Genomic DNA, 24169 nt, shown 5'->3' with positions numbered 1-24169 from the left:
GGAAGGGGGCATCGCACAGATGCCGTCGACGCTCCAGCAAGCGGAGGTGACGAACGATGCAGCACCACGAGTACTTGGCCCGCGTACGCGAGCTCGGCGAATACGGCAGCCAGGACGAGGCCGCGAAGGTCACCGAGGCCGTGCTGAGCGTGCTGGCCCAGCGGATCAGCCCCGGCGAGGTGGACGACCTCGCCTCCCAGTTGCCCGGACCGCTCGGACAGACCCTCGCTGCCGTCAAGCCGGAGCGGGCCGAGAACTTCGGGATCGAGGAGTTCTGCCGCAGGGTCGCCGAGCGCATCGGCGCCCGGCCGCGCACCGCCGAGTGGGATGCCAGCGCCGTCCTGACCACCCTGGCCGAGGCGGTCAGCGGCGGTGAGCTGAACCAGGTCCTCAGTCAGCTTCCCTCCGGCTACGCCGGCCTGTTCGGCAGGGCCGATCTCGCCGGCTGACTCCCGCCGGCTGACACGACCCGGCCGACCGGCGTGGGCCGAGCACGGCGCACGCCGACCGGCCGGCTGCCGGCCTCCTGGCGAAACCCGGGCTCGATCATCCGGCGCCACTGCGACCTTCCGGCGCCGTGGTGACCATCAGGCGCCACTACGACCTTCCGGCGCCGTGGTGAACTGCAGCGAGAGGGGCGTCCGCATGGCGGGGCACGAGCGGGAGCTGTCCGAGGCGCAGCGCGAGCACTGGCAGCGGACCTACGACGAGCACCCCGGGATGTACGGCGACGAGCCGTCCGAGGCGGCCGTGCACGCCGCCGCGGTGTTCCGGACCACCGGCGCCCGCGAGGTGCTGGAGCTGGGTGCCGGGCACGGCCGTGACGCGCTGTTCTTCGCGCGCCAGGGCTTCTTCGTACTGGCGACCGACTTCAGTACGGCCGGCCTGGAGCAACTGCGCCGGGCCGCCCGCGCCCAGGGCGTGTCCGCGCGGATCAGGACGGTCTCGCACGACGCCCGTGAGCCGCTGCCGCTCGCGGAGGCGTCGGTGGACGCCGTGTTCGCGCACATGCTGCTGTGCATGGCGCTGTCCACCGGGGAGATCCGCGCCCTGGTCGCCGAGGTGCGCCGCGTGCTGCGCCCGGGCGGTGCCTTCGTCTACACCGTCCGGCACACCGGGGACGCGCACTTCCGGGTCGGTGTCGGGCACGGCGACGACATCTGGGAGCACGGCGGCTTCGCCGTCCACTTCTTTCCTCCAGAGCTGGTCGACGACCTTGCCGACGGCTGGGACCTTCGAGAGGTCCACGCGTTCGAGGAGGGCGGCCTGCCGCGGCGGCTGTGGCGGGTCACCCAGACCGTGCCGGACCAGGGACGAGCCCCGTGAAACCCCGGTGAAAACCCTGTGGAAGCGGTGTCAGTGGGGCCGCATATGCTGCACCGGACGATCACGTGGGACCAGGGGAGGGCGCGGGATGTTCGGCAGGTTGTTCGGCAGGAGTGCGGAGAGACCGGTGGCGGACCCGCATGCCCTCCCCGTCCCGCACAGGCAGAAGAACGGCGTGTACACGCTGCGTGCGCTCGGCGACGCGCGGGTGCTCGCACTGGTGGAGGCGGCGGAGGCGGGTGACTGGACGGCGGTCGAGGCGGCGCTGGAGCCCTTCGACCTCGGCCGCGACCACCAGGTCCTCGGTGAGCTGGCCGACGTGGACGGTGTGCAGGACTGGATCGGCCGGGCCGTCGAGGAGGACAAGGAGCACCGGGCGACGGCCCTGCTGATATCCGGGGCGCGCCACATCATCTGGGGCTGGGAGGCGCGCACCGCGGAGCGTGCCGTGAACGTCACCGAAGGACAGTGGCGGGTCTTCCACGAGCGGCTGGACATCGCCGAGGAACACCTGCTGGAGGCCGCCGAGCTGCGGCCGGAGTGGGTCACTCCGTGGCGCCGTCTCCTCACCTCCGGCCGGGGCATGTCGCTGGGCCGCGCCATCAACGAGACCCGGCTCGACGCCGCCCTGCGCCGCGACCCGCTGGACCTGGAGACCCATCTGGAGTGGGTGTCGCAGTTGCAGCCCCGCTGGGGCGGCAAGCCGGGCCAGGCCCTGGCGTTCGCCCAGGAGGCGGTCGCCCGCGCCCCGCAGGGGCACCGCCTCGGCTGCGTGATCGCCATGGCGTACATCGAGGAGTGGGTCGAGTCGGAGCGCGGGGACTACCTCCACACCTCCGAGATCCAGGCGCAGTTGCGGGAGGCGGCCGACCACAGCATCCTCCACCCCGCCTACGCGTATCGCCCGGGCTGGCAGCACGACTTCAACATGTTCGCCATGGCGCTGTCGCTGGCCGGTGAGCGTCACACGGTCCGGCGCGTCTTCCAGACGCTCGACGGTGCCTGCACCAGCTGGCCCTGGACCTATTTCGCGGAGCCCGAGAAGCAGTTCGCCCGCCACCACCGCCGCGCCTGAGCGCACACCGGCCCCGATCCCACTCGCCCTCCCTCCCCTCCGGACTGCCCGATGACTTCGCCCGACACCGCCACGAACCCCGCCGGCGCCGACCGCACCTTCCAGGTGGATCTGCGCGGCCTCGTCGACCTCCTCTCCCATCACCTCTACTCCAGCCCGCGCGTCTACCTGCGCGAACTGATGCAGAACGCGGTGGACGCGCTGACCGCCCGGCACGGCGTGGAACCGTCCGCGTCCGCCGGCACCCTCGGCATCCGCCTGTACGCCGACGGTTCGGTGGTACGCGTCGAGGACGACGGCGTCGGTCTCACCGAGGCCGATGTCCACACCTTCCTCGCCACGATCGGCCGCAGCAGCAAGCGCGCCGAGCAGGTCGCCGAGCAACGCGCCGACTTCATCGGCCAGTTCGGCATCGGCCTGCTCTCCTGCTTCCTGGTCGCGGACGAGATCCACGTCCTGAGCCGCTCCGCCCGCACCCCCGACGCGCCCGCCGTGGAGTGGCGAGGACGCGGCGACGGCAGCTACACCGTCCGTTCCCTGCCCGCCTCCGCCCGCCCCCGGCCCGGCACCACCGTCACGCTGACGCCGCGCGCCGACGCGGGCGAGTGGACACGCCCGGCCCAGGTGCACGCACTGGCCCGGCACTTCGGCTCCCTGCTGCGCCACCCGGTGACCTTCGACGACGGCACGGCCGGGCCCGATGCCCCGGGCGCGCCCGTCAACCCCGAGCCCGCCCCCTGGGCGCGTACGTACCCCACGCCGGGGGCCCGGTCCCGGGCGCTGGCCGCGTACGGCGAGAACGTTTTCGGGTTCACGCCACTGGACACCATCGAGCTGGACCTGCCGGCCGTGGGCCTGAAGGGCATCGCCTGTGTGCTGCCCGAGGCGGTGCCGGCCGGGCGCCGCCACGGCCACCGGGTGCACGTCAAGGGCATGCTGCTGTCCGAGCAGGCCGAGGAGATCCTGCCCGACTGGGCGTTCTTCGTGCGCTGCGTCGTCGACGCCGAGAGCCTGCGCCCGACGGCGTCCCGCGAGTCCCTGTACGAGGACGACACGCTCGCCGCCGTCCGCGACGCCCTCGCCGAGCGGCTGCGCGCCTGGATCGCCCGGGCCGCCGCCAGCGACCCGGACCTGCTCGGGCGCTTCCTCCAGGCCCATCACCTGGCCGTGAAGTCCCTCGCCGTGCACGACGACGAGATCCTGCGGATGCTGCTGCCGTGGCTGCCGTTCGAGACCACCGACGGGCACACCACTCTCGACGAGTTCGCGCGCACCCACCGCACCGTCCTGGTGACGTCGACCGTGGAGGAGTTCCGGCAGGTGGCCGCGATCGCCTCGGCCGCCGGGCTCGGTGTCGTCAACGGCGGCTACACCTACGACCGTGAACTGGTCCACCGGCTGCCCGAGATCAGGCCCGAGGCGAGCGTCGCCGATCTCGACCCGGCGACCCTCACCGCCCACCTCGACCCCGTCGACCGGGAGACGGAACTCGCCGCCGCGGCCTACCTCGCCCAGGCCCGCGACGCCCTCGCCGTGTTCGACTGCGACGTCGCGCTGCGCACCTTCCAGCCCGCCTCGGCCCCCGCCCTGCTCGTCGACAGCCGCGAGGCCCGGCACGAGCGCACCCGCTCCCAGCTCGCCCGTGAGCAGGAGGGCGGACTGTGGGGCGACATCCTGGGTGCCCTGCGCCAGGAGGCCCCGCGGGCCCAGCTGATCCTGAACCAGCTCAACCCGCTGGTCCGCACCGCCGTCACCATCGAGGAGCCCGAGCTGGCCCGCACCAGCGCCGAAGCCCTCTACGGGCAGGCCGCGATGCTGTCCCGGCGCCCGCTGAGGCCCGCCGAGTCGAGCCTCATCAACCGCTCCTTCCTCGACCTCCTCGCCCACGCCCTCCGCAAGGACAGCTGACGATGCCCACCGCACCCCACCCCCAGAGCACAGACGAGCTGTACCAGGCGCTCCAGGAGAACGACCGGCGCCCCTACGGCCGGACCCGCACCGTCACCGCCGAGGAACTCGTCGACGCCGCCGAGCAGTTCGGGGAACCCGTCCCGCTCGTCCACGCGCTGCTCGAACTCCAGGAGGCGTACACCTACGGCTCCGAACCCCGTAAGTCGCCCGTCGTCTTCGCCCGCCTGCTCACCCTCTTCGACGAGCAGCCCGACGTCTTCGACGAACGCCTGCGCCACATGCTGTTCTGGCGGTTCAAGTGGGTGGCCCATGCCCTGCGCCAGCTGCCCGAGATACCGCTGCCGAGCCTGTGCCAGTGGCTCACCGAGATGCGCGACCGGTACGAGAAGGCCGGCCTCGGCCTGCAGCCGTACTACGGACAGGCGTACCAGCTCGCGGCCCACGTCGGCGAGGACACCACCCCCGCCTACGAACTGTGGGCGGCCCGCACCCGCACCCGGCTCAGCGACTGCGAGGCGTGCGAGACCTGCGAGCGCGCCCTGTACCACCTGACGGCCGGGGACGACGAGCGGGCGCTGCGTGTCTGGGAGCCCGTCCTGGCCGGGAAGGAGTCCTGCCAGGAGGAGCCGGCCCGCTCCGTGTCGTACGCCCTCCTGCCGCTGCTGCGCACCGGCCGCACCGACCGGGCCCGTGAACTGCACCTCGCCGGCTACCGCGGTTGCCGCCGCAATCCCTCGATGGCGCAGGAGGTCGGCCGGCACCTGGAGTTCTGCGCGCTGACCGGCAACGAGGCCCGCGGCCTGGAACTGCTCTCCGAGAACCGGAACCTGTTCGACGAGGTGGACTCGCCGCTGGACCTGCTCGGCTTCCTCACCGGCCTGGAGGTCCTCCTCCAGCGCGTCGAGCACCTCGGCCACGGTGAACTGACCGCCCCCGGCTACGCGGGCCGCACCTGGACGGTGGCGGGGCTGCGCGCCGAGGTCCGCGGCCGTGCCGACGATCTCGCCGCCCGCTTCGACGCCCGCAACGGCACCTCGGCCCACACCGACCGCCGCACGGCCCGCCTCGACCGTGCCCCGCTCCTGGACGCGCTGGACCTGACGCTGCGCACCCGCAGCCTGGACGACATGGCCCCGGCCACCGCCCCCGTCACCGCGACCGCCGGCCATGCGACCGCCGCCGTCCCCGATGAGCTGCCCGAACTCATCCTCCACGCACGGAAGTCGGAGGAGCAGGGGCATCCGGACGCCCGCGCCTGCTGGGCGCGGCTGCGTACGCTCGTCGCCGCCCGCGACTACACCCACCCCGACGACCCGGCCGTGGGCCCGCTCGTACAACTGCGCGCGGACCTGCTGGCCGACGAGGCGAGCCGGGCCAGTGACCGGGACGAGTTCGGCGACGCCGCCGACCTCTACGAAGAGGCCGCGGGCCGCTACGCCGACGCCGGACTGCCCGGGCACGCGGCGGTCGCCCGCGGCAGTGCCCTGCTCACCTCCGCCGAGATCCCGGCTCGGGGCGACGAGGCGACCGAGGCGACGGCCGCCGCGTTGACCGCCGCCCACGCGGCCATGGTCCGCCTGCACGAGGAGACGCCCGGCCTGGCCCCGGACCAGGAGGCTCGCCTGCTGCGACTGCGGGCGACCGCGCTCGGCCTGCGGCTCCAGGCGTCGAGGAGCGAGGAACACGTCGCGTCGGCTCTGGCCGAGGTGGACCTGCTGCACACCTTCGCCACCCGGCACGATGTCGTCGGGCAGATCTCCGGCGCCCTGCTGCTGCGGGCCACCACGTACGCCATTTCCGGGGACCTGCCCGCGGCGGTCATGGAGATCGACGCCCTCCTGGACCGGCTGAGGGCGCACGGCCCCGCCTGGCACCTGCCCCGTACGCTCGGCCTGCGGGGCCGGCTCCAGCTCGTTCTGCGGGACGCGCAGGCCGCGTACGCGGACCTGGCCGAAGGGCTGCGACTGGCCGCCGCATGGCCGGCCGACGCGGTCGACACCAGCCGCCTCCACGGTGATCTGGCGGAGGCCTGCATGCACCTGGGCCGCCCCGAGGAGGCACTGCGGCATCTGACGCGCTCCGCGGAGGTGGAGCTTCGGCGCGGCAGCCGCACGGACGCTTTCTGCACCTACGGCAACGCGGCTCGGCTCAGCCTCGACCTGGGCCGCGTCGAGGACTGCATCGCGCTGCTCGACTCCCTGCTGGCCGAACCGGACGTCGCCGCGGGAGAGCTGGACGACCGGCTCGTCGCGCAGCTGCGCCTGACCCGCGCCCGCGCGTTGCACGCGGGCGACGATCTCAAGGCCGCCACCGCGGAGTTCGTCGCCCTCGCGGCCGAGTCGGCGGGCTGGGACGACGACCCGGGGAGCCACGCCGTCATCGCCGCGGAGACCGCCGTACTCCTCGGCGAGTCCGGCGAGTTCGGCCGGGCCCGTGAAGCGGCTCAGCAGGCACTGGCCGCCCACGCACGGGACCCGCGCTACGAGCAGCTCAGCAACTGCCTGCGCGAACTCGCCCGCCTCCAGGGCCAGCAGCAGGGCCCCGACGGCCTGCCCGGCGCGCTCGCCTTCCTGGCCGACGCCGGCCGCGTCGCGGACGAGGCCCGTGCCGCCGGGTACGAAGCAGGCGGCCGTTCCCTGGACACCGCTCTGGCCTATGAGTACGGGCGGGTCAACGCCTACACCGGTGAGTACGAGGACGCCCTGGCCGCCCTGGAGAAGGCCCTCGCCCTGCTCGGTGAGCCGGGAGCCGAGCAGGACCACGCCGGGGAGTGGGCCGAGTGCGTCCGCCTCGCGGCCGTGGTGGAGGGCCTCTACCTGGAGCGCCCGGCCCCCGCCCTCACCCGCCTCGACGCGGCGGTCTCCCGCCTCACTCCCCTGGGCCACACGGACGAGACCGAGCCGCTGACCTCGTTGGCTGCCCGGCTCCGCGACGAGGAGTGACACGGCTCCGCCGGTGCCGGGGCGGGGCGGGGCGGGCTGACCCTTGCCCAGGGTGTGCTGGTCCCGCTGGCCGGCCCGGCGCTCCTCGCCACCGCGTTCGCGGGTGTCCTTATGCCCGGTTGAGCCGGGCAGCGATTCCGTGGCCGATCAGCAAATAGATGACCGCCGGGAGACCGTAATTGAGGACGACGCGCAATCCCTCTGTGTCCATTGTGAAAATGTCCTGTGCCCATCCGGACAGCCAGTCCGCCATTCCGTGAACGAACTCGACGAAGGGATTCGCCTGGTTCGCGTCGAGCAGGTAGAGCACGATCCACAGGCCCAGCAGACCAGCCGCCACGTCGGCGATCGTGCAGGTGGCGAGGGCTATCCGCCGCGACGTGGCCTGGTCGCGCGGGGTGCGGCCGTGCCCCGGGGGCTGGTCGTACGTCTGATATCCGGAAACCGGGTCGGGGTGGTTCACAGGAAATTCCCATCTCGCGCGGACTGGCTCGTTTCTGCCTCCTTCTGCGTCACGCGAGCTGCATTGTGTTACACCCCGAACCGCGGCGGTCGAGGGCCATCGCCCTCCGTCAGAGGTCGAACTCCAGGTACTCCACGTCCGTGCACTCGACTTCCAGGCCGTGGGCGCGGCGGCCGTTGTCGCGGAAGTACACCTCGCCCAGTGCCTCGGCCGCGATGTCGCGCAACTGCTGTTCCGTACCGCCGGCTTCCTTCGCCTCGAAAAGACGAGCGGCGTACTGCGGGGGCAGGGCGACGGTGAGGTGGCGCAGCCGGGCGTCGTCGGTGGAGCCGGGGGCGGCCGTGTAGCCGAACCGGGCGCGGGTGTCGATGATGATGCCGTCGGTGGTGGCCGCGGCGTCTTTGGCCCTGGCCCGGATCTGGGGCTGCCACCGCTGCGTGACCTCGCGCTCCATACGCCGCGCGAGGTCGGGCCGGGGTTTTCTGATCTGGTCCTTCACATACCGTTCGACGGTGCGCTGGGTGATGCCGAGCAGCTCGGCCACCGGCCTGGTGCCCTTGAGCTGTCGGGCCAGGTAGCGCATCTGCGCGCCCGCGCTCTTGGGGATGGGGCGTGTGAACGCCTTCCGCAGCGCGGCGTCGAGACAGTTCCCGACCGTGTCCATCGGCCCGTTCCCCTACTCTCCGTCGTCCTTGGCGGTGACCTCGCCGGTCTTGATGTAGCGGGCGAGGTTGAGGACCTGGCCGTACTCCTCCCGCATCGCCTCGGCCCACAGGGTGGTCTGGGTGCCCTCGTGCTTGACCATCCCCGGTGACACCCCGAGCCGGAAACTGCCGGGCACCGTCTTGTCGTCGGCGTCGTAGGGCAGGACGTGGAGCGGGCCGGGACCGTCGGCGGCGTAGACGGCGCAGTCCGAGAGGACCGCCACCGGATACCGGCCGGTCGCCGCGGCCAGGTTGAGCATCTTGCGGTGCATGTTGATCCGGGCCCGGGAGATGACGGTGGCGCGGATGTCGGGCCGCCACGTCGGGCGGGAGAGGGCCGGCCAGGGCTGTCCCGGCTTCCAGCCGCCGCCGCGCGCCCGTTCGCGCAGCTTGCCGATGCCGCCCTTCACCGTCGACTTGACCGCGTCCAGGACGATCGCCATCTCCGGATCGCGCCGCTTGCAGCCGTCCATGGCCTCCAAAAACTCCCGGGTACGCAGCTTTTCGCCGACGCCCAGGTCGGCCATGGTGTCGACGTAGGCGTCACGCAGCCGCTTGTACCAGCCGTCCAGGGCTTCAGAGTTCGGCCTGGCGAAGGCTCCGGAACACCTCCGGGGTGGTCCATCCGCGCAGCGTGGCGTGGATCGTCGAGCGGAACGCGGCCTCGGCCGTGGTGGCGTCGAGGGCCCCGGCCAGTTCGAGCGTCACGAGCCCGTGCAGGGTGCCCCAGATCGACAGGGCGATGGACGTTGCGTCGCCGGCGAGGACGGAGGCCGTCAGGCCGCGATCGATCGCCGCGAGGAGCGGACGGATCGGGTCACTGGCACCGACGTCCCCCGACGGGTCGAAGGACTGCACACCACCGAACAGCACCGTGTACAGGTGGCTGTGTCCGCGCCCCCAACGACGGTAGGCGACGGCAAGCGCGTAGAGGTCGGCGAGAGGGTCCGCGGATGTCCGCACCGCCGACACGTCCTGGAACAGGCCGTCGACGGCTCTGTCGCGCACTGCGCGGATGAGTCCGTCCTTGCCCCCGAACAGCGAGTAGACCGCCGTCGTCGACGTATCGGCGGCAGCGGCCACGGCGCGGACCGTGACCGACTCCCGCGGACGGGTGGCGAGCATCTCGGTCGCGCACACCACAAGGCGTTCTTTGACGGCCTCGTCGTTCGTTCTCGGCCTACCCACGGTCAGCAGCTTACCCTCTCTGATAACGTCGTTTTGAAACGGCGTTTTTAAACCCCTTGGAGGTCCGTCGTGCGCACACCCGTCTTACGCCTCGCCCGCTTCACCGGACGCTTACTGGCGGCTCTGGCCGCCATCGCGACGCTGGTCGTCGCCTTCCTCGCACTGATCGCCCTCACGGACGGGGCGGGTTCGGGGCTCGCCGCGTGGTCGGTGACTCTCGGGGCCGGGACTGTCCTCGCGCTGTGGCGGGGCCGGCGCCGCACCTGGCCGGCGCGACTGATGCCGTTCCTTCCGGTGGTCGTCGCGGCGGCGTTGACGGCGACGGTCTGCGTCCCGACCGTGCCGACGGCCCGGGAGTACCCGCCCGGCCTGCCCTTCGTGGCCACGCAGCACTGGAGTCTGACCACAGGCAGCCGGGTCGCGGTGTACCACTACGCGCCCGCGAACCCCGACACCCGGCATCCCGTCCCGCTCGTGTACCTCCACGGAGGACCCGTCCGCGGCATCGCGGTGCAAGATCACCGGTTCTTGCGACTCCTGGCACGCCAGGGTTACGACGTCTACGCCTACGAACAGGCCGGCGGCGGACGAAGCGACCTGCTCGCCATGGACCAGTACACGATCTCCAGGTCGGTCCGCGACCTCGCCGCCTTCATCGACCGCCTGAACAAAGGAAAGGCCGACGTCCTCGGATTCTCCTCAGGCGGAGTCGTGCTCACCCGGGCCCTGGCCGACCCACGGGCCAACGCACGCCTGCACCGGGCGATCATCGCCGAGCCCGGCCCCATGGACGGCCCCACCGCACGCGTCACCGGGCACAAGGGCCGGACATCCGCCCGCGGCCTCGCGCCGGCCGTGTCCGGACCGCGATCGACGCACGTCCCCCGGTACGCCGTGGCATTCGGCCTCATGCGACTCGGACTCCTCACCCCCGACACCGGACTGATCGGACAGGCCGAAGGCGACAACGCCTTCACCGCCGCAGACCTCGGCAGCGACACCGCATCCGCCTACTGCGCGCGCGACGCACACCGCATCCCCGCCGAGGACACCGCACAGAACTTCTCCTTCAGCCCCGCCGCCAGCCTCCGCGTCCAGCAGACGGTCAAGGACTCGCCCTCCATCGCCCCGCAACTGACGCGCTCCCGGACCCCCGCGATGCTGATGATCGCCGAGTGCTCGTCCCAGGTCCGCCAATGGGCGACCGCCGTCCTCGCCCACGCCCCCGCCGTCCGACGCACGCAGTACATGCCCGGAGTCGGACACCACATGTGGAACGGCCTCGACGACAACAACGACCGGGCCGCCGCCGTCATCACCGCGTTCCTCCAGGACAGGCCGGCACCCCTGCCGAACTCCCCGACCCGCGACGAGATCCCTGCGTTCCTGCGCGACCACAGATGAAGACCGGCGAAAAGCAAAGAGTTCTTCGCGAAGAACCCCCGGCAAAGAACTCTGCCCATCCGGTGGGTGTGCACTTGGCCGACGGGTCGCCGTGATCTCGCAGATCCTGCCCGAACTGGACGCGGTCAGCGGCTTCCCTGTGCGCAATGGCGCAGGCAGGACAGGGCCACCACGAACGGCCAGACCGACTGGAGGGTCGTGACCGCGCGTTCGGCGACACCGGCGACGCCGTGGAGTTGCGTCTCGACCAGGAACCATGCCGCGCCCACCGCCATCACCGCGGTGGCTCCGAGGGACGGTAAGGGCCGCAGGGCCCAGGGGACGCTGTCGCCGTTCCGGATGGCCAGGACGGGCCATGCCGCCAGGACGGCGAAGCCGACGGCGGCGACCGAGCCGTGGCCCAGGGAGCCGCCGCTGCTCGGCGCCGGGACCATGGCCACCGTCAGGGCGGCCACTCCCCCGGCCGCCAGGGCCAGCCGGCCGGGGGTCGCGGCCGGGCGCAGTCCCCAGGCGGTGAGCAGGTGGCAGGCGCCCAGGGTGATGAACGCGCCTGTCATCACCCATTGGCCCGAGCCCCCGGGGGCCGCCAGGACGCTGATGGTCTGGGCGGCCGGGTCGTAGGCGGGTCCTTGCAGTGCCGCCGCCACCATCCAGCCGATGATCAGCGCGGCAGGGGCGCACGCCGACGACACCAGAACCCATTTCGAAACAGATCGCACCAGGACACCGTAAAACGGATCCCGCTCCCCTCTCGTCCCACTACCGCCGCTCCGGGCGGGTCCGTCCAGGGGTTTCGCGGCACGATGGACCCGTGCGCCGACGGCGCCCGTGGCGGTCCGGCGCTCTGCACGCGGAAAGGTGATCGGTCATGGAGCTCGCCCTGGTGGTGCTGATCATCATCATGGGGCTGACCTTCGACTTCACCAACGGCTTCCACGACGCCGCGAACGCCATCGCCACCTCGATCTCCACCCGGGCCCTGACGCCGCGCGTGGCGCTGGCCATGGCCGCGGTGATGAACTTCTGCGGCGCCTTCCTCGGGACCGAGGTCGCCCAGACCGTCGGCAGCGGCATCATCGGCGCGCCCGAGGGCAACTCTGGCCTGCTGCTGGTGCTGTGCGCGCTCCTCGGGGCCATCGGCTGGAACGTGTTCACCTGGCGCAGGGGACTGCCGACCTCGTCCTCGCACGCGCTGATCGGCGGGCTGGTCGGTGCCGCGCTCGCCGCTTCGGCCACCGTGCACTGGTCCGGGATCGTCGACAAGGTCATCCTGCCGATGCTGCTCTCCCCGCTGGTCGGTGTGGCTCTCGGCTATGCGCTGCACGTGGCCATCCTGTGGATGTTCCGTCGCTCGACGCCCCGTCGGACCACGCACCGCTTCCGTATGGCACAGACCGTCTCCGCCGCCGCGATGGGACTGGGGCACGGGCTCCAGGACGCCCAGAAGACCATGGGTGTCATCGTGCTCGCGCTGGTCACGGCGGGCCTGCAGGACGACTTCTCCGTGCCGGTGTGGGTGATCGCCGCGGTGGCGGTCGCCATGGCCGCGGGTACCTACAGCGGCGGGCGCCGCATCATCACCACGGTCGGCCGGCGCATCGTGCACCTCGATCCGCCGCGCGGGTTCGCCGCCGAGACCGCCGCCGCGAGCGTCCTCTACACCACGGCGTTCCTGGTGAAGGCGCCGATCTCCACCACCCAGACGATCACGGCGGCCATTCTGGGCGCGGGTGCCACCCGGCGTGCCTCCGACGTACGCTGGCAAGTGGCCCGCTCCATCGTCACGGCATGGGTGCTCACGTTCTTCGGTGCCGGGATTCCCGCCGCCGCGTTCTACCTCGTTCTGCACGCCGTCACCGGTCTGTGATCCCAGCCGGGAGGCCCACATGGTCGCCTTTCCGCCGCGCCCGCCGGACGGCCTTCCGGTGCCCGGGCGTTTCGCGCATCTGCACCCCGACGACGGCGCCTGTCTGATGGAGAGCGCCGCACTGCTGGCCGGCGGGCGGTTCACCGACAGCCCGCCGGGTACGCATCCGGCGCTCGCGGCCCTGGCCCGCGTGGTCAACGACAGCGTCGGTGACGCCACCCGGTATGCCCTGTGGCCGCTGGCCGCCGAGCTCGCCGACGCCCACCCCTCGGACAGGGCGTACACGTCGCTGCTCGTCGGCTCGGTCGTGGATGCGGCGGGCGTGCTGCGGCCGGCGTCCCGGCGTCTGGCCCGGCACGGCCGGGTCTGCCACCGGCGGAGCGAGAGGCTCGCTCACGTCCGTGCGGGCGGGCTGCCGGGCCGTGCCGCCGATCTGGTGTGGTGGCGCGGCCCGGGGCGGCGGTACCTGGAACACGCGCTCGGGGTGCTGTGCGCCGCGCCTGACGCGGACCGGCGTCTTGCCCGGCTGCTGCGGGAGGCCGTGGCAAAAGCCCGGGATCGCGCGGCCGGGGACGGCGGGGCCCGGGATGGGCGGCTGCCGGCCGGGGAGGGTCGCTGCAACCGGTAGGCGCGCGGGCCCGTCCTACAGGGCACCATGATCCTTCCAACGTTCACCGGCCCCTGGACCGCGCCGGTTCGTCAGTTGCTCGACTTCGCCTGGACGCAGACCCGGGCGTGCGCGTTCGCCGTCGCGCTGCTGTCCGGCGTGGCCGTGTCCACCCTGCTGCCCGACCTGCCGGTGGCGCGTTACGACCTGCTGGTGGTCTACGGCGTGCTGCTCACGGTGGTGTTCTGGCTGCGGGGCTGGGAGAACGGCCGGGACGTCGCCGTCATCACGGTCTGTCACGTCATCGGTCTGGCCTTCGAGCTGGTGAAGGTGTCGCTCGGTTCGTGGAGCTATCCGGAGCCGGGCGTGCTGAAGTTCGCCGGCGTTCCGCTGTACGGCGGGTTCCTGTACGCCGCTGTGGGCAGCTACGTGTGCCGGGCCTGGCACCTGTTCGATCTCGGGCTCGTGCGCTACCGCCCACGGGCGACGGCGGTGGTGGCCGCGGGCATCTACGTCAACTTCTTCAGCCATCACTGGCTGCCCGACGCCCGCTGGGTGCTGGCGGCGCTGCTGGTCGCCGTCACCGCGGGGACGTCGGTGTGTTTCACGGTGCGGGGTGTGCGCCGGCGGATGCCGCTGGCGCTGTCGTTCGTCCTGATCGGGTTCTTCCTGTGGGTGGCCGAGAACCTCGCCACCCTCGTCGGCGCCTGGCGCTATCCGTACCAGGAGCACGGCTGGGAACCGGTGGGGGTGGAGAAGTTCGGCGCCTGGGCGTTGCTGATCAGCGTCACCTTCGTCCTGGCGGCGGTCGGGCGAGTCGTCGACCGGGCCCCATCCACGTATCATCCTATGGACGCAAATTAGGTGATGTGCCTTCGGGGATCGGCACCGACCGTGACCAGCCTCGCCGGAGTGATCAATGTCCCGCACCGGCACGACGGACGACGGCGACGAGCTGCTGACCAGGCTCGGGGCGCTGACGGCCCAGGCGCGTGCGCAGGCCGAGATGCAGCGGTCGCGGGTCGAGCTGGCCCACGCGCTGCAGCGCGGCATGCTCCCGCGCGACCTGCCCGTCGCCCGCCGGCTGCGTCTCGCCGTGCGGTACGCGCCCGCGTGCCAGGGGCTCAACGTGGGCGGCGACTGGTACGACGCGTTCACCCTGGGCGACGGCCGGATCGGGCTGTCCATCGGCGACATTCAGGGCCACAACATCGAAGCCGCCGCCTTCATGGGGCAGGTGCGGGCCGGGCTGCGGGCCCTGGCCTCCGTCACCAGCGATCCGGGCGAGGTTCTGGCCCGGACCAACGAGCTGCTGCTGTCGCTGAGCTCGGATCTGTTCGCCACCTGCACGTTCATGCGGCTCGACCCGTGTGCGGGTGTGCTGGAGAGCGCGCGGGCCGGGCACCTGCCCTGCGTCTGGGCCACGGCCGACGGGAAGTCCGGCGTCGCCGAGGACGAGGGCGGTCCGCCGCTGGGGATCCTGGCGGGGGTGTCGTATCCGGTGACCCGATATGAGCTGACCACGGGGGCCGTGTTCGTACTGCTCACGGACGGTGTCGTAGAGGGGCCCTGCCTGCGGCTGGAGGAGGGCCTGGACCAGGTGATGCGGCTCGTGGGCCTCGCGGCGGTGGCGGGCATGGACGTGGACGCGCTCGCGGCCGCCCTGATCAAGGGCGCGGAGCGGGTGGGGCACGACGACGACGCCGCCGTGCTGGTCGTCGGTCTCGACGGGCCTGAGGCTCAGCCATAGGGCCGCAGGGCCCCACTCTCACCTCGCCGCCCCCGCGGCCCCGGTGTCTCATGGCTGCTGTGGTGGGTGTCCGGGATCTGCGTACGCCGGCCGGCGTCGCCCTGCTGACGCTGGCCGTCGCCGCCTGCTACTACGCCTCGGGGCAGCTCGGCCTGCTGCGGGAACTGGTCGTGGAGGGCTCGGTCGTCACACCGATCTGGCCTCCGACCGGCGTCTCGGTCGCCTGCCTGCTGATCTTCGGGCTGCGCTGCTGGCCGGGGATCGCCCTGGGCGCCTTCTTCGTGATCCTGTCGCTCACGTCACCGGACCCCTGGGTGTTCGGCGTGCTGGCGGGCAACACGGTGGCCCCCGTCGTGGGGTACCTGCTGCTGCGCCGGACGGGTTTCCGTACCGATCTGGCACGTCTGCGGGACGGCCTCGCCCTGGTCTTCCTGGGCGCGCTCACCGCCATGCTGATCAGCTCGACCACCGGCGCGGGCATCCTGCTCGCCACCGGCAGACTCGAATGGCCGGGCTTCTGGGCGGTGTGGCTGGCCTGGTGGGTGGGTGACGCGATGGGCGTGCTGATCGTCACCCCGGTGCTGCTCCTGCTGTCCCGCGTCCGCCCGCCGCTGCGCCTGTCGCGCTGGAAGGAGGCCTCGGGCCTGACGCTGATCGTCTGCTGTGTCGTTCCACTGACCGCGCAGAGCTCGTTCAGTCTGCTCTTCCTCGTCTACCCCCTGCTGATCTGGGCGGCTCTGCGCTTCCAGCTGGCCGGCAGCATGCTGTGCGCGCTCTTCACGTCGGTCATGACCACACTGGCGGCAACCGACCGGGCCGGTCCGTTCGAGGGGCTGACCAGGGTAGAGGTGATGATCAAGCTTCAGGCGTTCAACGGGGCCACGGCCCTGACGGCCCTGATCCTGTCGGCCGTGATCACCGAGCAGATCCACACCCGGCGGTCGGTGGAGCGCGCCTGCCAGGAACTGGTCGAGGTCCTGGAGCACCTCACCGCGGGCGAGACGGCTAACGCCCGGGCTCCTCTGGAGGAGGGTGGGGTCGGGCGGAGACAGCGCGAGTGACCGTCCGCCTCCCGCGGACCCGCCGCGTGGGGACGACCGCGGCATAGGGTTGACGCCATGACCGAGGTGGAGGTACTGCAACTGCTGGTGTCGCCCGCGCACCGGCTGGCCGGACGGCCGTCGGACGGCCCCTCCCCCGGCCCGCCCGACGAGCGCGTCGCGCGGGTGGAGGTGCGCCGCGGCCTGGGGCTGGTCGGCGACCGCTACTACGCGAGGCCGGCCCATCGGAACGCGGCGGTGACCCTCATGGCCGCGGAGAACCTCCCGGCGGACGCCGACCTGCGGCACACGCGTCGCAACGTCCTGCTCCGCGGCGTCGACATCGACTCCTGCGTCGGATCGACGATCGCCCTCGACTGCGGCACCGGGCCGGTGGTGTTCGCCGTGCACCGGCCGGCCCGGCCGTGCGCCTGGATGGACGTGACCATCGGCCCCGGCGCCCAGCGCGCCCTGCGCGGGCGGGGCGGTGTGCGGTGCACGCCGCTGAGCGACGGGGTGATCACGGTGGGCCCGGCGGCGTTCCGCGTCGTGGCCGGGCCCGATGACACCGGGCCCTGAGTCCGGCGGTCAGCCGGCCGACGGGGCCGTGCGGATGGCGGCGATGTCGAGTTGCAGCCGCACCTTCTCGCTCACCATCGCACCTCCCTCGGCCAGCCTGCTGTTGTACGTCAGCCCCCAGTCGGAGCGGTTGATGGTGGTGGTGCCGTCGAATCCGACCCTTTCGTAACCGAAGGGATCGGTGACATGTCCGATGTAGGTCATTTCCAGGACGACCGGCCGCGATATGCCCTTGATGGTGAGCTCGCCCGACATGTGGAAGAGGTCGGCGCCCATCTGTTCCACCCCGGTACTGGTGAAGCGCATACGCGGATACGTCGCGGCATCCAGGAAGTCCCGGCCGACCAGGTGGGCGTCGCGTTGTTCCACCCCGGTGTCGACACTGGAGGTGAACAGCGTGAGGTCGGCCCGCGATCGGGCGGGGTTGCGGGCGTCGAAGTAGAGGAGGCTTTCGTACTCCAGGAAACAACCGCGCACGGTGGTCACCATGGCATGCCGGACGGAGAAGCCGATCCTGCTGTGAGCAGGGTCGACGACCCATTCGCCGGTGAGGTTCGCCAGGTCGGGGTCGGGCAGGACCGCGGTGGGGGAAGCCGGTGCGCCGGCGGGACGCTGTGGGGGGACTGGCGGCGTCTGCCGGCGGGACGGCACGACGCGGTTGAACAGGTTCATGATTCATCTAGGTACTTGAGTTTGGTTATTGCCGCAAGTCCCCTTCCCGTTTACGGCCGTTGTGGACAGGCGCCTGACCTTTTTGCCACCGCTTTGCACAGAATCCACACATGCCTGTCGCGATGTACCGACGAAATAAACATCCGGAAGTCCAGGAATTTTCATTTCGGGCATTTCGCCGATTCGGCCGGTGTCACCTCGATCGCGAGGTCGTTGTCGACGGTGAAGTAGGGACGCGAGGACGATCCGCCCGCGGTGAGCGCCGGGTAGACGAAGACGTGTTTGCGGTCCGCCACGTCGTCGAGGAGTCGGCCGATCCTGACCGGCGGCGCGTCGGCGGTGGGCCGGACGAAGGCGTCCCAGATCCGGCCCGGGGCTTCGGAGCCACCCGTCAGGTCCTCCTGGCCGATGGTGAAGGAGAAGCCCCTGCCGTCCTCGTCGGTCCGGGGCCGCAGGTCCCGTACGGTGCCGGTCCCCCGCAAGCGCAGCCGTACGGTGGCGTCCTCGCTGAGCTCGGCACCGTGCAGGCGGGCCTCGACCGTCAGGGCCCCTTCCGTGACGTCGATGGTGCGGGCCTCCGCGTGGGCGGTGCGCCGCCACGCCCTCAGCGCCAGGAAGCCGTCCTTCGTGACGTAGGGGATTCTGACGGCGACCGGTGAGGGCCGGTCGCGGAGGTGGCCGTCGACGAGGGCGCGCAGGTCCCTGAGGCCGGGGCGCAGCCGCTGTCGTTCGGCTCCCGGTTCCGGCAGCAGGTACAGGTCCCAGCGGCCTTCGTCGAGGGCCGGGTGCGGTTCCAGTACGGCGTGCAGGTCGCCGTCGTCCCGGACGGGCTCCAGGCGGAGGAGGTGGAGCGTCGTCTCGGGGTGGCCCTTCTTGGGGCGCAGCCGCAGGAGCAGCTGGGGCCGGGAGGCCGGGGCCGGCGGGAGGCGGAAGGTGAGGCGGCCGTCCGTGTCGATCGCGCAGTGGGTGCGCAGGTGGGTGTCGAGGTGCGTGGTCATCGGCGTCCCTTGCGTATCGCGCGCAGTGCGCCGACGGCGGCGGCGTGGGCCGCGTCGCGGGCGGCGTGGCTCCGGCCGATCAGTGCGCTGTTGCTCCGGTGGTGGTTCTGCTCGGTGGCGGTCCGTGCGCCTGTGCTCCGGGCCGTGAGGGCGTCCTCCAGGATGCGTTCGGCCTGGGCGACGACGGGGCCCGGGGCGAAGCGGCGCGCGTTGTCCAGGGCGGTGCGGCCCATGCGGCGGCGCCGTTCGTCGTCGCCGACGAGTTCCAGCAGGGCCGAGGCGAGGGCGTCGGCGTCACCGACCGGCACCAGCCGGCCGTCGGCTCCGTCCTGGATGATCTCGCCGGGGCCGTAGGGGCAGTCGGTGCTGACGACGGGCAGTCCGCAGCGCATCGCCTCGACGATCGTCATGCCGAACGGCTCGAAGTCGGACGCGGCCGCGCCGATCGAGCCCTTGGCCCACTCGGCCTCCATGGGGGCGGCGGCCCCCATCAGGAACACGTTGTTCCACAGGCGGAGCCGTTCGATGAGTTCGCGGAGCCTGGGCTGCTGTTCGCCCTTGCCGTAGATGCGCAGCTGCCAGTCCGGGTAGGCGGCGGCGACCTGGGCGAACGCCTCGACGAGCAGGTCGTAGCGCTTCACCGGAACCAGCCGGCCGGCGGCGATGACGATCTTGGCGGTGCCGTCGGCGGGAGGCAGCGCGGGGTCGGGGACGCTGTTCGGGAGCGCCTCGACGTGGACGCCGGGCAGCCACATCTTGCGCCGGTAGGCCGCGGCGTCCGCTTCCGTGACGGTGGTGATCACGTCGAGGCGGCGGTAGGCCCGGCGCAGCGCGGCGCGCAGGGCGGGCGGGTGGTTGTCGAGGGTGAGGTGCTCCTGGCCGACGCGCAGGACGCGCTGCGGGGCCTGCCGTGCGATGTGCACGTTGAGGCCGGGGCGGGTGCCGACGACGACGTCGGTGTCGATCGCCTCCAGGCACTCGCCGATCCGCTGGTCGGTCAGCTCGCTGTACTGGTGGTGGCGGTATTCCGCGGACGGGAACACCTTCGCCGGTCTCTGGTGCAGCGGATGGTCCGCCTCCTTGCGCAGGTCCACCAGCGCGCGCAGCCGCACCCGGGGGTCCAGGACGAGGCTGGGACGCTCACGGTGGCGTAACGCGGAGACGATCTCCACCTCGTGCCGCTCGGCGAGCGCCCCGGCGAGGTTGAACGTGGTCGTGATCGTGCCTCCGATTCCATAGGCGTTGTGAATCAGGAAAGAAATCTTCATGTCGGCTTAGACGGCGCCAACCACCCGACAGTTGTCCGCCGTTATCACTCTGAGGCCCTGCGTGAAGGTGGGTGCGGACCAGCCGGTTCCGGCGTGATCTCGGACATAAGTGGTCTGGGCCATACCGGTATGCCGCCCGGATGTGGATAGTTCGACGTGTTTGCCCGCAGCAGCGTCGCGTGATCGGGTGCACCGTCGTCATCGATCTTCAGGAGACCCATGCGCCCCCGCATAACCTCCGTCCCGCGCATCACGTCCCTCCCGCCCCTGGCCCTGGCCGGCGGCGCGCTGGCCGTGGGTGTCGGCGGGCTGTATCTCACCGGGCTGATGCTGACGGGCGGGGAGATCGACTCCGGTACGACGGTGCGCGGGGTGGAGATCGGCGGCCTGAGCCGTGCGGAGGCGGTCCGGAAGCTGGAGCGGCACCTGGAGGCGGCCGCGGACCGGGAGCTGTCCGTGAAGGTCGGTGACCGCACGGGCACGGTCGATCCGCGGCGCGCCGGGCTCTCCTTCGACGCCGGGGAGACCGTCGACCGGGCGGCTCGCACCGGCACCGGCCCGGTCAGCGTGATCGGCGGGTTCTTCCGCTCGGGCGGAGCCGTCGAGCCGGTCGTACGCCTCGACGAGGACAAGGCCCGGGCCGCCCTCGGCCAGGTGGCGAAGGGGCTCGACCAGAAGGTCCGGGACGGTTCCGTCGCCTTCCACCACGGGCGGGTCGAGGAGGTCGCTCCGCGCACGGGGTACACGCTGGACGTGGCCGGCGCGGTCGGCCCGCTGCGCTCCTCCTTCCTGCGGGGCCTGCGGGGCGACAGCCGCCCGGCCACGCAGCTGCCCGCCCGCGAGACCCGCCCGAAGGTCACGGCCGACGAGGTGCGGCGGGCGGTGCGCACGTTCGCCGAGCCGGCGATGTCGGGGCCCGTCACGCTCACCGCGGGCGGCAAGCGGTTCACGGTCGGCCCCGCCGTGCTGGGCGAGCACCTGGCGATGCGGCCGGACGGCGACGGCAGACTCAGACCGGAGCTGGACGCCGAGGGGCTGCGCGCCGATCCCGCCGTGGCGGGCCCGCTGAAGGACGTCACCACGACCCCGGAGAACGCCAAGCTCCGGCCGGACGGCGACAAGGCCGTGGTGTCCGAGGACGCCAGGATGGGCCAGAAGGTCACCGGCAAGGCGCTGGGCGAGGCGGTGCTGCCGCTGCTCACCAGGTCGGGCGCGAACCGCGGCGGCGAGGTGGCCGTGGAGCGGACCCAGCCCGAGATCACCCGTGAGAACGCCGCCGCGCTGGGGCTGACGGAGAAGATGTCCTCCTTCACCGTGCACTTCGAACCGGCGGAGTACCGCACGAAGAACATCGGCCGGGCCGTGGAACTCATCAACGGCTCCCTGGTCAGGCCGGGCGCGACGTGGAGCTTCAACCGCACCGTCGGCGAGCGCACCGAGGCCAACGGCTTCGTCGAGGGCATCATCATCCTCGACAACCGGTTCACGAAGGCGTCGGGCGGCGGCGTCTCGTCCGTGGCCACGACCCTGTACAACGCGCTGTTCTTCGCGGGGGTCAAGCCCCTGGAGCACGGCGCGCACTCCTTCTACATCGAGCGTTACCCGGAGGGCCGCGAGGCGACGGTCGCCTGGGGCAGCCTGGATCTGCGGTTCGCCAACGACTCCGGCAAGGCGATCTACATCCAGGCCGAGTCCACGGACACGTCCGTCACCGTCTCCTTCCTCGGCACCCGGAAGTACGACGAGGTCACGTCGGTCACGGGCCCGCGCACCGAGGTGAAGCAGCCCGAGAAGAGGGTGAGCCACGACAAGGAGTGCGTGCCGCAGACACCGCTTGAAGGGTTCGACGTCACCGTGGAGCGGGTCTTCTACAACGACGGCAGGGAAGTGCGGCGGGAGCCGTTCCGCACGCACTACGCGCCGCGTGACGAGATCGTGTGCGAGTGATCCACCCGCCGTTCGTCTTCCTCTGGAACTCTCCTTTGCCGCGGGGGCGTTGACCCGCCCTCAGGGCCCCAGCACAATGAGCGGCCAGTGCTGAGAGCGCTCTCAAGGGAGATCCATGACTGGCAGACAAGGCCCGGCGCTGAGCCGGCGTTCGCTCATCGGAGCCGGCCTCGGCATCACTGCCACGGGGTTGGCCGCGGCGGGCTCCGGGCAGGCCCTGGCGGCGGGTTCGGACGGGGCGGGTTCGGACGGGGCGGGTTCGAAGGGGGCCGGCCCGCTGTCGGCCCCGGCCCGGGGGCGCGCCTTTCTCGCCGCCGCCATGGACGCCTACCCCGACCACGGCGGCATCCGCCTGACCCAGAGCTACACCGACCAAGCGGGCCTGTTCAGCACCGCGTTCACCTACGACAACGCCCTGGCGATCCTCGCGCACCTCGCGGCCCGGAGGCCAAAGAGCCTGGCCAGGGCGACGGTGTTGGGCGACGCCCTGCTCTACGCCCAGACCCATGACCCGGCGTACGACGACGGCAGGCTCCGGCAGGCCTACAACGTCGGGCCGTACACCTTCTACGACGGCTCGCCGCAGCCCGACGGCTTCGTGCGGGCGGACGGCACCGCCAACGTCGGTACGCAGTTCGGCTTCACCGGCACGGCCGTGGGCGACATGGCCTGGGCGGGCATCGCGCTGAGCGCCCTCGCCCTCCGTACGGGGGCGGTCCGTTTCCGCACCGGTGCCGTACGGATCGGCGAGTGGATCGAGCGGACCGGCCGTACCGACGAACCGCTCGGCGGCTACAAGTTCGGGGTCGACGGGGCGAATCAGCGGCTGCCGTTCACGTGGACGGAGCACAACACCGACCTCGTGTGCCTGTTCGGCCGGCTCGCCCGGCTGACCGGCGAGAGGGTGTGGCTTGAGCGGCGGGCGCGGGCCGAGACCTTCGTGCGCCGGATGTGGGAGCCGGCCGGGGGCTTCTTCTACACCGGCACCAACGACGGGGTGACCATCAACAAGTCCCCCGTCCCGGAGGACACCCAGACCTGGACCCACCTCGCGCTCGGCTCGCGCTCGGGCGGGTACGCCCGTTCGCTGGACTGGGCCGTGGCGGAGCTGGCCGTCGTGGATCACGCGGGCCGCGCGAACAGCACGGTGCCCGCGGGGCAGTCGTACGAGGGCGTCACCTTCAGTTCCGCGAGCCTCGTGGCGAACGAGGACGCGCCGATCGCCGAGGGCCAGCCCAAACCGGACCGCAACGGTGTGTGGTTCGAGGGGACGGCTCATCTCGCGCTCGCCCTGCGGGACCGCGGGAAGCGGGGTGACCAGGCGCGGGCCCGGCGGCTGCTCGCCTCGGCTGAGCAGGCCCAGGAGTTGCTGGGCGGCGGTCAGACCGTCGGCGGCGCGGCGCTGCCCGAGCGGGCCGGGGTGGTGTCCGCGAGCAGTCCGCTCGACACCGGGTTCGGCTTCGGCTACTACCCGTACCGGCACACGGGCGCGACCGCCTGGTACCTGATGGCGGCGGCGCGCTTCAATCCGCTGCGGGCGTGACGTGCCGGGCCCGGCCCGCTGTGGCGCACAGCGGGCCGGGGTGCCCTCAACTGACGTGGTGGACGGCTTGGTCGCTCAGTTCGTAACGGGCGCCGACGATCGCCAGCTTGCCGGTGCCGACCTTGGCGGCGAGGTCGGGCTCCGCGGCAAGCCGGGAGCGGACGAGACGGACGTTGGCGTCGACGGTGGCGTCGATCCGCGCGTCCCCTTCCTTGCTGTGGTCTATGGCCGGGCGTATCTGGTCGGCGAGGTACTGGATGTGGGCGGGCAGGTGCCCCCCGGACTGCTCCGCCTCGACCGCGGCGCGCACCGCGCCGCACGACTGGTGCCCGAGCACCACGACCAGCGGTATGCCCAGTTCCAGGACGCCGTAGGCCACGCTGCCGAGCACGGCCTCGTCCAGGACCTCACCGGCGGTGCGTACGGTCATCAGGTCGCCCAGCCCCTGGTCGAAGACCAGCTCCGGGGGCACGCGGGAGTCGATGCAGCCGAGCACGACCGCGAAGGGGTGCTGGGCGGTGGTCAACTCCCGCCGGACGGCGGGGGTTTCGTGCGGATGGCGTTCGCGGAAGTCGCGCCAGCGGCGGTTGCCCGCGGCCAGTTCCGCGAGGGCCTCCTGCGGGGTGCTCGGCCGCGGTCCGGTGCCGGGCGCGCTCGGGGCGGCGGTGGCCGGGCGGGCCGCTGTGAGGCCCGCGCCGAGGGCCGCGGCCCCGGTCAGCGCGGTACGCAGAACAGTACGGCGGCCGGTGCCTCTGTGGGCGGTGGCATGTGAGTTCACGGCCAGAACGTATGCCCGACCGATCGCCCGGCCGCGGTCCTTGCCGTTTCTATGGTGAGAGTTGGGTAAGTGATGTTCTTACCTTGAACGCCTCTTGACGGTCCCTC

At 72.0% G+C, this 24169-nt stretch carries 22 protein-coding genes and 1 pseudogene; 14 read left to right on the top strand and 9 right to left on the bottom strand.

All coding sequences use genetic code 11. From position 1 onward, the window contains the following. The first annotated feature begins 56 nt into the window (after nucleotides 1–56). The 5 genes from ACFZDA_RS17005 to ACFZDA_RS16985 all read left to right on the top strand — a co-directional run bounded on the left by ACFZDA_RS17005 (nucleotide 57) and on the right by ACFZDA_RS16985 (nucleotide 7254). Nucleotides 57–449 (top strand): DUF2267 domain-containing protein, encoded by a 393-nt coding sequence (locus tag ACFZDA_RS17005; protein WP_391081374.1) that lies wholly within the window; start codon nucleotides 57–59, stop codon nucleotides 447–449. A 196-nt stretch (nucleotides 450–645) separates the two neighbouring features. Then, on the top strand, nucleotides 646–1326 hold the full coding sequence (locus ACFZDA_RS17000; RefSeq protein ID WP_391081371.1) for a methyltransferase domain-containing protein: 681 nt from the start codon (nucleotides 646–648) through the stop codon (nucleotides 1324–1326). Between the two features lie 88 nt (nucleotides 1327–1414). Beyond that, nucleotides 1415–2401 (top strand): hypothetical protein, encoded by a 987-nt coding sequence (locus tag ACFZDA_RS16995; RefSeq protein ID WP_391081368.1) that lies wholly within the window; start codon nucleotides 1415–1417, stop codon nucleotides 2399–2401. A 51-nt stretch (nucleotides 2402–2452) separates the two neighbouring features. Then, nucleotides 2453–4309: an HSP90 family protein gene (locus tag ACFZDA_RS16990; protein ID WP_391081365.1), complete on the top strand. Its 1857-nt coding sequence runs from the start codon at nucleotides 2453–2455 to the stop codon at nucleotides 4307–4309. Between the two features lie 2 nt (nucleotides 4310–4311). Continuing rightward, the gene (locus tag ACFZDA_RS16985) at nucleotides 4312–7254 is read left to right on the top strand and encodes a hypothetical protein (RefSeq protein ID WP_391081362.1); all 2943 of its coding nucleotides are present in this window, start codon (nucleotides 4312–4314) and stop codon (nucleotides 7252–7254) included. 109 nt (nucleotides 7255–7363) lie between these two features. Here ACFZDA_RS16985 and ACFZDA_RS16980 read toward each other — a convergent pair whose 3' ends face one another. From ACFZDA_RS16980 to ACFZDA_RS16965, 4 genes and pseudogenes are all read right to left on the bottom strand, one after another. Next, complete coding sequence (locus tag ACFZDA_RS16980; RefSeq protein ID WP_391081360.1) at nucleotides 7364–7717, bottom strand: hypothetical protein; 354 nt, start codon at nucleotides 7715–7717, stop codon at nucleotides 7364–7366. A 109-nt stretch (nucleotides 7718–7826) separates the two neighbouring features. Beyond that, complete coding sequence (gene tpg, locus ACFZDA_RS16975; RefSeq protein WP_391081357.1) at nucleotides 7827–8381, bottom strand: telomere-protecting terminal protein Tpg; 555 nt, start codon at nucleotides 8379–8381, stop codon at nucleotides 7827–7829. A gap of 12 nt (nucleotides 8382–8393) precedes the next feature. After that, a pseudogene (locus ACFZDA_RS16970) lies at nucleotides 8394–9113 on the bottom strand (transcriptional regulator); the annotation flags it as partial. Continuing rightward, nucleotides 8998–9609 (bottom strand): WHG domain-containing protein, encoded by a 612-nt coding sequence (locus ACFZDA_RS16965; RefSeq protein ID WP_391081354.1) that lies wholly within the window; start codon nucleotides 9607–9609, stop codon nucleotides 8998–9000. The gene ACFZDA_RS16965 and the pseudogene ACFZDA_RS16970, both read right to left, overlap by 116 nt. 69 nt (nucleotides 9610–9678) lie before the next feature. On the opposite strand from ACFZDA_RS16965, the gene ACFZDA_RS16960 reads away from it, so the two are divergent. Further along, nucleotides 9679–11013, top strand: a complete 1335-nt coding sequence (locus ACFZDA_RS16960) for an alpha/beta fold hydrolase (protein ID WP_391081352.1) — start codon at nucleotides 9679–9681, stop codon at nucleotides 11011–11013. A 125-nt stretch (nucleotides 11014–11138) separates the two neighbouring features. On the opposite strand, the gene ACFZDA_RS16955 is transcribed toward ACFZDA_RS16960, so the two are convergent. Next, nucleotides 11139–11732, bottom strand: a complete 594-nt coding sequence (locus tag ACFZDA_RS16955) for a DUF998 domain-containing protein (protein WP_391081350.1) — start codon at nucleotides 11730–11732, stop codon at nucleotides 11139–11141. Between the two features lie 149 nt (nucleotides 11733–11881). Between ACFZDA_RS16955 and ACFZDA_RS16950 the strand changes: the two genes are divergently transcribed. From ACFZDA_RS16950 to ACFZDA_RS16925, 6 genes are read left to right on the top strand one after another with little or no spacing between them, the layout of a single operon-like run. Next, on the top strand, nucleotides 11882–12880 hold the full coding sequence (locus tag ACFZDA_RS16950; protein ID WP_391081348.1) for an inorganic phosphate transporter: 999 nt from the start codon (nucleotides 11882–11884) through the stop codon (nucleotides 12878–12880). A gap of 19 nt (nucleotides 12881–12899) precedes the next feature. Further along, nucleotides 12900–13508: a hypothetical protein gene (locus ACFZDA_RS16945; protein ID WP_391081345.1), complete on the top strand. Its 609-nt coding sequence runs from the start codon at nucleotides 12900–12902 to the stop codon at nucleotides 13506–13508. 27 nt (nucleotides 13509–13535) lie between these two features. Further along, complete coding sequence (locus tag ACFZDA_RS16940; protein ID WP_391081342.1) at nucleotides 13536–14351, top strand: DUF817 family protein; 816 nt, start codon at nucleotides 13536–13538, stop codon at nucleotides 14349–14351. Nucleotides 14352–14406: 55 nt separating this feature from the next. Beyond that, entirely contained in the window at nucleotides 14407–15237 is an 831-nt protein-coding gene (locus ACFZDA_RS16935; RefSeq protein ID WP_391081339.1) for a SpoIIE family protein phosphatase, read from the top strand. A gap of 50 nt (nucleotides 15238–15287) precedes the next feature. After that, entirely contained in the window at nucleotides 15288–16298 is a 1011-nt protein-coding gene (locus ACFZDA_RS16930; RefSeq protein WP_391081336.1) for an MASE1 domain-containing protein, read from the top strand. Between the two features lie 57 nt (nucleotides 16299–16355). Continuing rightward, nucleotides 16356–16856 (top strand): molybdenum cofactor biosysynthesis protein, encoded by a 501-nt coding sequence (locus tag ACFZDA_RS16925; protein ID WP_391081333.1) that lies wholly within the window; start codon nucleotides 16356–16358, stop codon nucleotides 16854–16856. Nucleotides 16857–16865: 9 nt separating this feature from the next. On the opposite strand, the gene ACFZDA_RS16920 is transcribed toward ACFZDA_RS16925, so the two are convergent. From ACFZDA_RS16920 to ACFZDA_RS16910, 3 genes are all read right to left on the bottom strand, one after another. Further along, nucleotides 16866–17528, bottom strand: a complete 663-nt coding sequence (locus ACFZDA_RS16920) for a YceI family protein (RefSeq protein WP_391081330.1) — start codon at nucleotides 17526–17528, stop codon at nucleotides 16866–16868. 161 nt (nucleotides 17529–17689) lie between these two features. Beyond that, entirely contained in the window at nucleotides 17690–18526 is an 837-nt protein-coding gene (locus ACFZDA_RS16915) for a transferase (protein ID WP_391081328.1), read from the bottom strand. Next, complete coding sequence (locus tag ACFZDA_RS16910) at nucleotides 18523–19794, bottom strand: glycosyltransferase (RefSeq protein WP_391081325.1); 1272 nt, start codon at nucleotides 19792–19794, stop codon at nucleotides 18523–18525. The genes ACFZDA_RS16915 and ACFZDA_RS16910 overlap by 4 nt, the downstream gene beginning before the upstream one ends. 219 nt (nucleotides 19795–20013) lie before the next feature. On the opposite strand from ACFZDA_RS16910, the gene ACFZDA_RS16905 reads away from it, so the two are divergent. Both ACFZDA_RS16905 and ACFZDA_RS16900 read left to right on the top strand, forming a co-directional pair. After that, complete coding sequence (locus ACFZDA_RS16905) at nucleotides 20014–21741, top strand: VanW family protein (protein ID WP_391081322.1); 1728 nt, start codon at nucleotides 20014–20016, stop codon at nucleotides 21739–21741. 115 nt (nucleotides 21742–21856) lie between these two features. Continuing rightward, a complete protein-coding gene (locus ACFZDA_RS16900) occupies nucleotides 21857–23284 on the top strand; it encodes a Tat pathway signal sequence domain protein (RefSeq protein WP_391081320.1) in 1428 nt (475 codons plus the stop codon). A gap of 46 nt (nucleotides 23285–23330) precedes the next feature. On the opposite strand, the gene ACFZDA_RS16895 is transcribed toward ACFZDA_RS16900, so the two are convergent. Next, nucleotides 23331–24062 (bottom strand): carbonic anhydrase, encoded by a 732-nt coding sequence (locus ACFZDA_RS16895; protein ID WP_391081317.1) that lies wholly within the window; start codon nucleotides 24060–24062, stop codon nucleotides 23331–23333. Between the last annotated feature and the right edge of the window lie 107 nt (nucleotides 24063–24169).

It is taken from the genome of Streptomyces sp. NPDC007991, assembly GCF_042958445.1.
Classification (GTDB): domain Bacteria; phylum Actinomycetota; class Actinomycetes; order Streptomycetales; family Streptomycetaceae; genus Streptomyces.
Note: the sequence above shows the minus strand (reverse complement) of the source record. Positions and strands in the feature narration are given on the sequence as shown.